Origin of the sequence: Bacillus sp. UMB0728 (assembly GCF_002858875.1) — a bacterium.
In the GTDB taxonomy this organism is placed as follows: domain Bacteria; phylum Bacillota; class Bacilli; order Bacillales; family Cytobacillaceae; genus Bacillus_AB; species Bacillus_AB infantis.
Genome location: NZ_PKLA01000003.1, coordinates 963099 through 976124, shown reverse-complemented (window position 1 = coordinate 976124; position 13026 = coordinate 963099). Strand labels below are relative to the sequence as shown.

Sequence of the window (13026 nt, the reverse complement as noted above, 5' to 3'; positions counted from 1 at the left end):
CGAGTTATCATGAACGAAACTAGCTCCTACTCGTAACATCGTAGGTTAATCTGGTTAGAATGTTTACTGTTAAAATACATTCCCAAATCAGAGCTACATTACGGAAGGAGCTAGTTATTATGCAGGATACCATAAAATACGTAGGTTTAGACGTCTCAAAAGAAAAGATTGCGGTCGCTATCGCAGAAGAAGGCCGGGCAGAGCCTAGATACTGGGGATTGATCCCCCATACCCCAGAAGCAGTAAAGAAATTAATGAAAAAGTTAGGCAGGCCTGAAACACTCCGAGTGTGTTATGAAGCCGGTCCGACCGGATATCCACTTTATCGGCTACTTATGGCAATGGGGATTCAGTGCTCGGTAATTGCCCCTTCTCTTATTCCTAAAAGACCCGGAGAACGCATTAAGACGGACCGCAGGGATTCTATTCGCTTAGCTCATTTGTACCGTGCTGGCGAATTGACTGCCATCTATGTTCCAGATAAAGAAAATGAGGCGCTGCGGGATCTTATTAGATGCAGAGAAGACGCCAAAGAAGACGAACTGAGGGGGAAGCATCGATTAAGTAAGTTTTTACTTCGCAATGACATTAAACCACCAAGTGGAATAAACAAGTGGACAAAAAAGTATTTTGAATGGCTTGATACTTTAAAGTTTGAAAACACTTCCCTGCAAATCACTTTCCAGGAATACTATCACCAAATTAAAGAATTATCACAACGGATTCTAAGGCTGGAAGAAGAAATTAGGATTCAGTCCAATGAAGGGGTTCACGCCCAGAAAATTCAGGCACTCCAATCATTAAGGGGTGTGGCTTTTATCACAGCGACAAGCATTGTGGCAGAAATCGGTTCGTTTAAACGTTTTACTACGCCCAAACAATTCATGGCGTATGTTGGTCTGATACCTAGCGAGTATTCAAGTGGAGAAAGAAGAAGCCAAGGACAGATAACCAAAACAGGAAATCGGCATGTGCGGCGATTATTGGTAGAGGCCTCATGGAGCTATAGATATAAGCCAGCTGTGAAAGGAGAACTTAAAAAACGACAAAACGGCCAGTCTCCAACTATCCAGGCAATATCATGGAAGGCACAGAACAGGCTGCATAAAAAGTATTTCCGTTTACTAGCGAGAGGTAAAGAAAGTCCAAAAGCCGTTACAGCTGTCGCGAGAGAATTGGCAGGATTTATTTGGGCAGTGATGCAAGAAGTAGAAGACATTCCTCAAGGGTAAAAAAGAGAAGTAGTGATCTATCGGAAGATAGAGGTTTTAAATAGAACTGAGAATAGGGCTCGAAGGCAAAGAGAAAAACCGGAAAGGAAGATCCACGTGCCTCCTCTGTGCTATATCTTAATAGATTAACGCACGTCGCGAGTTAGTGGCAGGTCCTTTATACGGAAAGATAAAATGTGAAAACCCACGAATATCAGAATGATAACCGCAGTTGAGTTTTTGCCTTCGTGCCGTGTTTTTATCTTCTATTCCTATCAATAACAGGAGGTCGATTATTCCTTCTTTTAGCTCTAACTAGCCTCTCATCGCTTGGATGGGCCGTCAAGGAGACCACTTGACCGCCCATCCAAGCGATGAGAATTGGTCAGTAAGCTAAAGAAGAAGCTATTCTAGCCAATTTGGCTAAATATCTAACCAGCACAAGAAGCCAAAATAGCTTCTCTTCTTAAAAGTGCCCAAAAATAAAACCAAAACGATGGTGGAGTGGGAATCTTGACAGTTTCGTTCATATCAGGAGGCTCAGCGTCGCCCCGCGGAAAGCGAAGTGCCTGGAACGGAAATGAACAGACTGCATGACTGCGCCAACCCTTCTTTTAGAGAAGGGTATACAAAAGGAAATGCCAAACCAGCTTGTCCCCATTTTTTATCCTCCCTCCTTTATTATCAGAAAAATGTGATAAAATTCAAAGTAAGATTAGAGTTAAAGGGAGAAGCAGATGAATAAAACATTAATGGAGCTTCCATACGAGATCCTGGAAACGATTGTTGAAAATGCTTTCGGCTGGCTGGTAGTGGTCGATAAGGAAGGCAAAATCATCTATATCAACCGCAATTATTGCGAATTTATCGGCTGTGAACGCGATGAAGTAATCGGCCGGGATGTGACCGGAGTGATCGAAAATACAAGAATGCATATCGTTGCCTCGACCGGGAAAGAAGAAGTGGCAGATCTGCAGTATATAAAAGGGAATTATATGATTGCCAACAGGATGCCGATCATGTCAGGAGGAGAAATCATCGGCGCATTCGGAACCGTCTTTTTCCGCGATACACAGGAATGGATGAAGATGAACAGCCATGTCAAAAGCCTGCTGAATAAAATCCAGCATTATATCCAGCATATCGACAGCGGGGTGAAATACAGCCTTGAGGATATTTTGGGGAAATCAAAGCAGATTGCCAGCCTGAAGGAAAAAGTCAAAATGATCGCTTCCAGCGATATATCCATTCTGATCAGGGGTGAAAGCGGGACAGGAAAAGAGCTTTTTGCCCACAGCATTCATCAGCTCAGCGCCAGGAGCCATCAGCCTTTTGTCAAAATTAATTGCGGTGCGATACCGGAGCATCTCCTTGAATCCGAGCTTTTTGGATATGAGGAAGGAGCTTTTACCGGGGCGAAAAAGGGCGGGAAAAAAGGGAAGTTCCAGCTGGCGCATGGTGGGACTTTATTTTTGGACGAAATCGGCGATATGCCGCTCAATATGCAGGTTAAGCTTCTTCGCGTCCTTCAGGAAGGTGAAGTCGAGGCAGTGGGCTCTGTTAAGCCTATCTCAGTCGATGTCCGGATCATCGCCGCGACAAACAGGCCTCTGGAGAAAATGATGGAAGAAAAACGGTTCCGGGAGGATCTGTTTTACAGAATAAATGTAGTTCCGTTTTTCATTCCGCCCATTAGAGAGCGAATGGAAGACCTTGATGAGCTGGTCGACTATTTTACAGGCAAAATTACTAAAAAGTCAGGAAAGAGAATAACGGGCATTGATGAAGAGGTACGCCAGATTTTTCAGGCCTACAGCTGGCCGGGAAACATAAGGGAAATAGAAAATGTGATGGAAGCATCCATTTACCTGACCAGTGATGAACGAATCCAGAAAGGGTCTCTTCCAGAATATTTGCGGGAAAGGGCCATTCTCCCGATTGGGACGAGCAAACTGAAGGAAATCCTTGAAGAGACAGAGAAGAGAGTCCTGGCGCAGAGCCTGGAAAAGTATAAAGATGATAAGCTGAAAGCTGCTAAGGTTTTGGGCATCAGCAAGTCGACTTTTTATGAAAAGGTGAAAAAATACGGGCTGGAAATCTAGCAGTCCGGAAAATCGGAAAATATTCCGGTCTTCCGGACTTTTGTTTTTTTTTTGAAAAGAAGATAAAGATTTCTCTTGCTTGTTTATTGAAGGCGATTATCTAGTAATCCAGAACCTCCGCAAATTTTATAGGCAAAAACTTTTTTCCGGAAATCCGGAAAAAAATTCGCAGAATAGCCTCCTTTACCTGCTGCTGCTTATTCGGACACTTGGCACATATCTTGCATTGGAATATGGGCAGACAAAATCTTAAGAAGGGAGGGTGTTATCCTTTTAAATGTAAACGGTTTCAAATAAGGAGATAAATAAGGGGGAAAACGAATGCTTAGTATGATTGGATTGGTAGGTGGGCTTGCCCTCCTGATATTCCTGACGATGAGGGGCATGAACCTGCTTGTTGTCGGGCCGCTTTCAGCTCTGTTTGTTGCCGTGTTGAGCGGGATGCCATTATTTCCGCAGCTGGCGGGCGAGGGGGAGGCCAACCTGGTAGGAAATTATATGTCGGGCTTTTCAGGGTTTGTAACATCCTGGTATCTGATGTTCCTGCTTGGCGCCATTTTTGGAAAAGTCATGGAAGACAGCGGTGCAGCCGACAGTGTCGCTGAATTGATTGTTGGAAAGCTGGGAATGAAATACGCTGTCCTTGCAATAGTAGCTTCTTGTGCAGTTTTGACTTATGGTGGCGTGAGTTTGTTCGTTGTAGCTTTCTCCGTTTATCCGATGGCATTGAGCCTTTTTAAGCAGGCCAATCTTCCGCGCCGCTTCATTCCGGCCGCCCTTGCATTTGGGTCGGTCACCTTCACTATGACTTCTGCGGGATCTCCTGAAATCCAGAACTGGATCCCGATCGAACACTTGGGGACATCCCCGTATGCAGGCTGGGAGGTCAGCCTTATTGTCGCAGTCTTTATGATGATCTTCGGCTACTGGTGGCTGAAAAGGATCATTACAAAAGCCGTCAGCAAGGGTGAAACCTTTATTTCCAGGGAAACAGATCCGGTGGCCGAGAAAAAAGAACTTCCGCATCCTGTAATGGGAGTCCTGCCTTTGGCAGTCGTGCTGGTCATTGCCTTTATTTTTCATGACTCACTCGCACAATCCGCACTTATCATTGCTTTATTGGGTGGAGTCATCGCTACTTATCTGCTGAACAGGAAGTACTTCAGGAATTTCTGGAATGCTGTTTCCGAGGGGACGCTTGGAGCGCTTATTGCCATCGGCAATACCGCCGCGGTCGTAGGATTCGGCGGGGTGGCCAAGGCAGTGCCTGCGTTCCAGACAGCGGTCGACTTTATGACAGATATCCCCGGAAGCCCTTTGATCGGAGGAGCAATCGCGGTCAGTGTTATCGCCGGGATGACTGGCTCCGCATCCGGAGGCCAGGTAATCGCCCTGCCGCTGATTGCGCCGCACTATATGGATATGGGAGTCAACCCAGAAGCACTGCACCGTGTAGCGGCCATTTCATCAGGTGCTCTGGATTCCCTGCCGCATAACGGCTATGTGGTCACAACAGTCAGATCCATCTGCGGAGAGACCCACCAGGATGCGTATGGAGCTGTCGGCATTGTGACCGTCATCGTACCTCTGCTCGGCCTGGCATTGGCGATCCTCTTATTCTCGCTTGGACTGGGCATATAACATTTTTCGGAAAGGAAGAGATTTATCCAATCCCTTCCTTTCCTTTATGGAAGGAGAAAAGAAATGGTGCAAGGAAGAACAGTTCTTATCACCGGGGCTGCCCAGGGGATAGGGTATGAGATAGGAAAAAACTTTGCCAGGCAAGGAGCTAATCTTGTCCTGACAGATATTCAGGAAGAACAGGTTGAAAAAGCTGCAGAGCAGCTGAGGGCAGAAGGGTTCAGGGCAGTGGGCCTGAGATGCGATGTGACACTTGAAGAAGAAATCAAAAAGTCCATCCATTCTGCGGTTGAAGAATTTGGGGGATTAGATGTACTAATCAATAATGCGGGACTTCAGCATGTATCCATGATTGAAGATTTTCCGACAGAAACATTTGAGTTTATGCTTAAGGTCATGCTGACGGCTCCTTTCACTGCCATCAAACATAGTCTGCCGATTATGAAAAAACAGGGCTTTGGAAGGATCATCAATATGGCCTCGATCAATGGCCTGGTCGGGTTTGCAGGGAAGGCTGCCTACAACAGCGCCAAGCATGGGGTCATCGGGCTGACAAAAGTAGCTGCCCTTGAAGCTGCGCCCTATGGAATCACCGTGAACAGCATCTGCCCGGGCTATGTGGATACCCCGCTTGTCCGAAATCAGCTGAAGGACCTGGCAGTTACAAGAAAAGTCCCGCTGGAAAAGGTACTCGAAGAAGTACTTTATCCTCTGGTTCCCCAGAAAAGGCTTTTATCAGTAGAAGAAGTTGCCGCCTATGCCCTTTTCCTGGCTGGAGAAGATGCGAGAGGCATAACGGGGCAGGCCGTTGTTATTGACGGGGGATACACAGTGCAATGAAAAGATGCAGACAGCCGGCAAGGCTGCTGCGTCTTTTATTTGCCGTCACAAAGAATAGTGAAGCTGTTTGCACGAGAGCACAGCCTTTGCATACATTGAAAAGTATAACTTTTCTAATTGAAGAGCATACTTGCATACAAAGGAGAATTTTAATACAATAGCTTTATATATTTTAAAGCAAAAACTATGATGAGGAATAGTAATGATGTAGTTCCGCTCATTAGAGAGCTGGCGGGAGGTGCAAGCCAGCCGGGACTGTCATGAACTCGCCTTGGAGTTGCAGGTGTGAACCACAGTAATGCCTGCCGTTTTCCGCGTTAAGGATGAATGAAGAGAGCGGCAATGCCGCTAATGTGGGTGGTACCGCGGGAGAATACATATCCTCTCGTCCCTGTTTTGGGATGAGGGGTTTTTTTATGGTCTTTTTCGCTGTAAAGCAGACCGGCAAAACCTTTCCCCAAAAGAAAAATTCATATTATGCAGGAGGAAAGCACAATGAGCTTCAATCACAGGGAGATTGAAAAGAAATGGCAAAAGTCTTGGGAAGCCAATAAAACATTTAAAATGGGCGAGGAAAAGGGAAAAAGCAATTTTTATGCGCTTGATATGTTCCCGTATCCTTCAGGCGCCGGACTTCATGTCGGGCATCCGGAAGGATATACAGCGACAGATATTCTGTCCCGTGTAAAAAGGATGCAGGGCTATAATGTACTCCATCCAATGGGCTGGGATGCTTTCGGGCTTCCGGCAGAACAATATGCCCTGGACACAGGCAATGATCCGGCAGAATTCACGAAGAAAAATATCGATACGTTCCGCCGCCAGATCAAATCGCTTGGATTTTCATATGACTGGGACCGGGAAATCAGCACGACGGACCCGGAATATTATAAGTGGACACAATGGATTTTCACTAAGCTGTATGAAAAAGGGCTTGCCTATATTGACGAAGTGGCTGTCAACTGGTGCCCGGCACTTGGAACAGTCCTGGCTAATGAGGAAGTAATCGACGGCAAGAGTGAGCGCGGAGGGCACCCGGTAGAGCGCCGCCCGATGAAGCAGTGGATGCTGAAAATCACGGCTTACGGCGACAGGCTGCTTGAGGATCTGGAAGAGCTTGACTGGCCGGAAAGCCTGAAGGACATGCAAAGGAACTGGATCGGCCGTTCTGAAGGCGCAGAAGTGACCTTCAGCATTGAGAACCATGAAGGGACATTCACCGTCTTTACAACCCGTCCTGATACACTCTTTGGGGCGACTTATGCGGTGCTTGCACCAGAGCATTCACTTGTTGAAAGCATTACGGCTGAAGACCGGGTTGAGGCGGTCGAAGCATATTTAGAAAAAGTGAAGAGCAAAAGCGATCTGGAACGTACGGATCTGGCAAAAGAAAAAACAGGGGTCTTTACAGGCGCTTACGCCATCAACCCTGTAAACGGCGATAAAATGCCGATCTGGATTGCCGACTATGTTCTTGCAAGCTATGGAACCGGCGCCATCATGGCCGTTCCTGCACATGATGAGCGCGACTATGAGTTTGCAAAAGAGTTCAGCCTGCCGATCAAGGAAGTTGTGGCAGGCGGAGATATCGAAAAAGAAGCGTATACAGGCGACGGGGAGCATGTGAACTCCGGATTCCTTGACGGCCTTCAGAAGGAAGAGGCCATTTCCAAAGCGATTGAGTGGCTTGAAGAAAAGGGCATCGGGACGAAGAAAGTAACTTACCGCCTCCGCGACTGGCTGTTCAGCCGCCAGCGCTATTGGGGAGAGCCGATTCCGATTATCCATTGGGAAGACGGCACAATGACTGCTGTACCGGAATCAGAGCTGCCGCTGATGCTTCCGAAAACAACAGAAATCAGACCATCCGGAACAGGAGAATCACCGCTCGCCAATATTGATGAGTGGGTCAATGTGACAGATCCTGAAACAGGCAAAAAAGGGCGCCGTGAGACCAATACAATGCCGCAATGGGCGGGAAGCTGCTGGTATTATCTGCGCTATATCGATCCTAAAAACGAAAATGCGATCGCTGATGCCGACCTGCTGAAAGAATGGCTTCCGGTTGATATTTATATCGGCGGTGCCGAGCATGCGGTTCTGCACTTGCTGTATGCACGCTTCTGGCATAAGTTCCTGTATGATATCGGTGTGGTTTCTACCAAGGAGCCGTTCCAGAAGCTGTTCAACCAGGGGATGATCCTTGGAGAGAACAATGAAAAAATGAGCAAATCAAAAGGCAATGTAGTGAATCCGGATGAAATCGTCGAGTCACATGGGGCCGACACACTGCGCCTGTATGAAATGTTCATGGGGCCGCTCGAAGCCTCAGTTGCCTGGTCAACAAACGGTTTGGACGGAGCCCGCCGCTTCCTTGACCGTGTTTGGAGGCTGCTGATTGACACTGATGGAAACCTGCACAGCAGAATAAAGGATGCAGAGCCGGAATCAAGCCTTGAAAAAGCCTACCATCAGACAGTTAAAAAGGTAACAGAAGACTATGAGGGGCTGCGGTTCAATACAGCCATTTCACAGCTGATGGTATTCATCAATGAAGCTTATAAAGCAGAGACACTGCCGGTAAGCTATATTGAAGGTTTTGTTAAAATGCTGTCGCCGATTGCCCCTCATATCGCGGAAGAGCTTTGGGAGAAGCTTGGCCACAGCGGCACAATTTCTTATGAAGCTTGGCCTGCTTATGATGAAGCCAAGTTGGTCGATGATGAAGTTGAAATCGTTATCCAGGTCAACGGCAAGGTTAAAGCGAAGCTAATGGTGCCTGCTGATGCGGGACGTGAAGCCTTGGAGCAGATTGCGATGGATGATGATAAAATCCAGGAGCAGATTGATGGCAAAACAATCCGCAAGGTCATTGCCGTCCCAGGAAAGCTTGTTAATATTGTAGCCAACTAAAGCAAGGAATCCCCTGTTTCAGCGAGAAACGGGGGATTTTTTAAGGCAGGGAAGATGATTGCGATAGAAACTGTCATCAATGGAACCAGTTTTTTGCCTTATTTTACTTCCTTTGTTTATACTAATCATATTGGGTAGACGAATTAATGAGAGGGTGTCATAGATGGAAAATATTGAAATTATCACAACAGAAGAGCTGGAACAGTTGCTGAAGGAAGGCAAGAAGCTCGAGCTTGTAGACGTAAGGGAAGACGAAGAAGTGGAGCAGGGCATGATTCCCGGCGCCAAGCATATCAGGATGGGAGATATTCCTGCCAATATGGACTATTTTGATGATGAGAAAGAATATATTTTTATCTGCCGCTCCGGCCGCCGCAGTGAGAACGTCTGCTATTACATGCAGGACCAGGGCTATAAAGTCCGCAATATGGCTGGCGGAATGCTCGAATGGAAAGGCGAAACGAAGTAAAGAAGAAAGCTGCCTGTCGCAGGCAGCTTTTTATCATGGTTATAGTTTCTGAATATTTCGTCCATACTTTTAAAAAAGCAATTGAGGAGGGACAAAGTTGATTAAAGTGAAGCTCTTTGACCATGAGCATGAAAAAGATCTTGAAAAGGATATGAACCATTTCCTGGAACGGATTGATGAAAACAGGCTGATCGATATTAAATATAATGTTGCAGCCATCCAGGAAGAGGAAGAAGAACAAATTTACTGCTTTTCCGCCATGGTTGTTTACCGGTCCTGAACAGATGGGCCGTTTTTTTAATAGGACGCAGCTTCTGCTGCATTGGAACCGGCAAGCCTGCCTGTCACCAGCGCTGAGGTGATGTTATAGCCGCCGGTATAGCCGTGGATATCCAGGATTTCACCGCAAAAGTAGAGGCCGGGCATCAGCTTGGAGGCCATTGTCTGCGGTTCGATTTCTTTTGTGGATACACCGCCGCCAGTGACGAATGCTTTTTCAATCGGAAGGGTGCCATCGGCTTTAAATTGAAATGCCTTGCAGCTTTTTACAAACAGGCGGATCTTTTCATGCGAAATGGTCCCGCCCTGAGCAGATGGATCGATTTCATTCCAATCGAGCAGGAACAGCAGGTAGCGTTCCGGCAAAAGTCCTTTCAGGATGTTTTTAATGCTCTTTTTTGGATCAGCCTTTATCATGGAGGACACTTCCTGGAATAACGGCTCTTCCTTCCGGTCCGGAACAGCATCAAGGCTTAATACGACTTGTTTAAGATCCCACTTCTTCATCGCTTTCACCACATACTGCGAACATCTCAGGACGGCAGGGCCGCTTACGCCGAAATGGGTGAAGAGCATGTCCATCTTATGGGTGATAAGGGGCTTGCCTTTAGGATTCAGGACACTTAGAGCTGCATCCCTGAGAGCGAGCCCCTGCAGAACTTTATTTTTTATAAATGGCTCAGAAGAAGTGACAGGCACCTCTGTCGGGAACAGATCGGTGATCGTGTGTCCGGCTTTTTCCGCCCATGCGTAGCCATCCCCTGTAGAACCGGTATGTGGGACTGACTTGCCTCCCACCGCAATAACCAGCGACCTGGCATCATACTTTGCTCCATTTTTCAGAAATACTGTATGCCCATTCTCCCCATAAGAAATATCCTCCACCGGTGAATCGGTTTTCACCTCGACACGGAGCTCCTTCATTTTTGAAAGGAGCGCATCAACGACCGACTGGGCCTTGTCTGTGACAGGGAACATCCTGCCATGGTCTTCCTCTTTCAGCTGGATGCCCATATCCTCGAAGAAGCTGATGATATCTTCGTTGCTGAAAATAGAAAATGCGCTGTATAAGAACCTGCCGTTGCCGGGTATATGCTTTATGATCTCATCGATGGGCAGGCGGTTCGTAACATTGCAGCGGCCTCCGCCTGAAATGGCGAGCTTTCTGCCAAGTTTGTTTCCCTTGTCGATAAGAAGGACTTTCATTCTCTTTTCTGCCGCCGCAATCGAAGCCATCAGGCCTGATGGACCGCCTCCAATTACAATTACATCGTACATTTTTTCACCAACTTTATTTACTTTTTGCTTTTTTAACATTAGTACAAACGGAAGGGAAAGGCAAATTTATTCAGGGGGAACACGTCTAATCTGGCGGGGCCTGCCCGATCTGCGTATTTTTCTGGTGGGACGCCCGGCAATCTAGTAGCTTTGGGGGCGAAAGAAGGGTAAACTACTAATAGTGTGTTTACATTTCGACAGAAACTGATAAAATTGGCGGTCTTGCGGCATGATGCCGGCCGCATGGATGAATGAAGCAAGATTTTCTTTTTAGGAAGGGATTATATGTCATCTAAGCTTTTAAGAGGTACCTTTATTTTAACCCTCGGAACCATTATTTCAAAGGTTCTGGGCCTGTTTTATGTGATACCGTTCTACCGGATTGTAGGGGACCATGGAAGTGCTTTATACCAGTACTCCTATGTTCCGTATACGATTTTTATCAGCATTGCTACAGCGGGGATCCCCCTTGCTGTTTCCAAGTTTATCGCCAAGTATAATGCCCTTGAAGAGTATGCTGTCGGCAGAAAGCTTTTTAAGTCCGGCCTTGTCGTCATGCTCTGCAGCGGGATTTTCTCATTTTTAATTCTTTATTTTTCGGCCCCGGTCCTTGCAGAATTATTCATTCCTGACTCTGATCTGGACTCCAGTGTCAGTGATGTTATTACTGTCATCAGGGCAGTAAGCTTTGCTTTGATTGTTGTCCCGTTCATGAGTTTAATCAGAGGATTCTTCCAGGGCCATCAATCGATGGGACCGTCTGCCGTGTCACAGGTTGTTGAACAGATTGTCCGCATTGTCTTTTTGCTTGCCGGTGCCTATATTGTCCTGAACTGGATGGGCGGAAGCCTGGTCAAAGCTGTCAGCGTGGCAACTTTTGCTGCATTCATAGGAGCAATTGGCAGCCTTGCGGTACTGTTCTGGTACTGGTATAAACGGAAATCCCATTTGGATGACCTCCTCCTTCAAGACAAAGGGACGATGGATATTTCCCTGAAGGATATGTATAAAGAAATTCTCATATATGCTGCACCATTTATCTTTGTCGGCCTTGCCAACCCCTTGTTTCAAATCATTGACCAGCTCACATTCAACAGGGCGATGGCAGAAATTGGCCTTGCCGGGCAGGCTGAGTCATCACTGGCGGTGCTGAACTTTCAGGCGCATAAGCTGGTGATCATCCCAGTGTCGCTGGCAACGGCCTTTTCACTGACGCTTGTCCCTGCCATAACGAAGGCGTTCACAGATAATGACCGTATGAGCCTGAACAAGCAGCTGAACCAGACATTCCAGGTGCTCCTTTTTCTTACATTGCCTGCCGCAGCGGGGCTTTCACTGCTGGCTGAGCCGGTTTTCACTGTCTTTTACGAGCATAAGGAATTGGGTACAGAGGTTTTGAGAACGTATGCCCCGGTGGCGATGCTGTTTTCCTTGTTCTCCGTTACAGCGGCGATCCTGCAGGGCATCAATGAACAGAGATTCACGATTCTGAGCCTGCTTGTCGGTCTGCTCGTCAAGCTGAGCCTGAATATTCCGCTCATCAAGCTGATGGAAACACAGGGAGCAGTATTGGCTACAACCCTTGGATACACTGCAGCCATACTGATCAATTTATATGTCATCAGGACCTATGCAGAATATCCATTCCGCCTGGTCGTCAGAAGGAGCCTGCTGATCATCCTGTTCACGGCATTCATGTTTGCCGGAACTGCAGTATCCTATAAACTGCTGACATTATTCCTGTCTCCGGCTTCTACCATCCAGTCGCTGATCATCATTTTCATTTGTGCAGGCATTGGAGCAGCCATCTATTTTTACTTGGCCTTCAGAACAAGGCTTGTTTATTTCCTATTTGGACAAAGAGTGGAGAAAATCAAACAGAAGCTCCGCCTCCGCTTTTAATAAAGCCAAACGAAAGGCCGCCGCAGCACGAAGCGGGGCCTTTCATTTTTTTCCGTGAAGGGGTGCTAGAGCTCCGGATTATAGTAGATTGGGGCGGATCCACCGAGCCCGAGCCTGCGCTCAATGCGGTTCAGCCTCCTGTTGAACCGGCTGCATTGTTTGTTAAGCTGCTCGACGGTGCGTTCAAGCTCGATGACGCGCTGCAGAATCTGGGCATCTCCCTGGGATAAAAAAGAAGGAGATGTACGGAAGACAGGGTGCAGGGGATAAGGGCAGACGGGAAAATAGTGAATAAGAAGCGCTCCTTTCATTTTGTAAAAAGTTCTACTATACTCAGGTAAATAACCAGATAGTACAGTCTATGATAAAAGCAGTGGTCCCGGGACTGAAA

At 47.0% G+C, this 13026-nt stretch carries 10 protein-coding genes and 1 other annotated feature; of the genes, 8 read left to right on the top strand and 2 right to left on the bottom strand.

What is annotated here, in order from left to right; genetic code table 11:
* The first annotated feature begins 119 nt into the window (after window positions 1-119).
* From CYJ37_RS15860 to CYJ37_RS15825, 7 genes are all read left to right on the top strand, one after another.
* Window positions 120-1232, top strand: a complete 1113-nt coding sequence (locus tag CYJ37_RS15860) for an IS110 family transposase (protein WP_022543719.1) — start codon at window positions 120-122, stop codon at window positions 1230-1232.
* Window positions 1233-1948: 716 nt separating this feature from the next.
* Window positions 1949-3313 (top strand): sigma-54 interaction domain-containing protein, encoded by a 1365-nt coding sequence (locus CYJ37_RS15850; RefSeq protein WP_180827363.1) that lies wholly within the window; start codon window positions 1949-1951, stop codon window positions 3311-3313.
* Window positions 3314-3634: 321 nt separating this feature from the next.
* Complete coding sequence (locus CYJ37_RS15845; protein ID WP_101550558.1) at window positions 3635-4954, top strand: GntP family permease; 1320 nt, start codon at window positions 3635-3637, stop codon at window positions 4952-4954.
* Between the two features lie 63 nt (window positions 4955-5017).
* Window positions 5018-5794: a 3-hydroxybutyrate dehydrogenase gene (locus CYJ37_RS15840; RefSeq protein ID WP_101550556.1), complete on the top strand. Its 777-nt coding sequence runs from the start codon at window positions 5018-5020 to the stop codon at window positions 5792-5794.
* A gap of 177 nt (window positions 5795-5971) precedes the next feature.
* Window positions 5972-6190 (top strand) — a binding site (T-box leader).
* Window positions 6191-6289: 99 nt separating this feature from the next.
* Window positions 6290-8707: a leucine--tRNA ligase gene (gene leuS / locus CYJ37_RS15835; RefSeq protein WP_094769903.1), complete on the top strand. Its 2418-nt coding sequence runs from the start codon at window positions 6290-6292 to the stop codon at window positions 8705-8707.
* A gap of 163 nt (window positions 8708-8870) precedes the next feature.
* Window positions 8871-9176, top strand: coding sequence for a rhodanese-like domain-containing protein (locus CYJ37_RS15830; protein WP_009795252.1), 306 nt, complete (start codon window positions 8871-8873; stop codon window positions 9174-9176).
* A gap of 97 nt (window positions 9177-9273) precedes the next feature.
* On the top strand, window positions 9274-9456 hold the full coding sequence (locus tag CYJ37_RS15825; RefSeq protein WP_009795251.1) for a sporulation protein Cse60: 183 nt from the start codon (window positions 9274-9276) through the stop codon (window positions 9454-9456).
* 17 nt (window positions 9457-9473) lie between these two features.
* On the opposite strand, the gene CYJ37_RS15820 is transcribed toward CYJ37_RS15825, so the two are convergent.
* The gene (locus CYJ37_RS15820) at window positions 9474-10733 is read right to left on the bottom strand and encodes an NAD(P)/FAD-dependent oxidoreductase (protein ID WP_094769902.1); all 1260 of its coding nucleotides are present in this window, start codon (window positions 10731-10733) and stop codon (window positions 9474-9476) included.
* A gap of 285 nt (window positions 10734-11018) precedes the next feature.
* On the opposite strand from CYJ37_RS15820, the gene CYJ37_RS15815 reads away from it, so the two are divergent.
* Window positions 11019-12635 (top strand): putative polysaccharide biosynthesis protein, encoded by a 1617-nt coding sequence (locus CYJ37_RS15815; RefSeq protein ID WP_009795249.1) that lies wholly within the window; start codon window positions 11019-11021, stop codon window positions 12633-12635.
* 65 nt (window positions 12636-12700) lie between these two features.
* Here the strand turns inward: CYJ37_RS15815 and CYJ37_RS15810 are convergent, their stop codons facing one another.
* Entirely contained in the window at window positions 12701-12946 is a 246-nt protein-coding gene (locus CYJ37_RS15810; protein ID WP_022544295.1) for a hypothetical protein, read from the bottom strand.
* Window positions 12947-13026 lie beyond the last annotated feature (80 nt).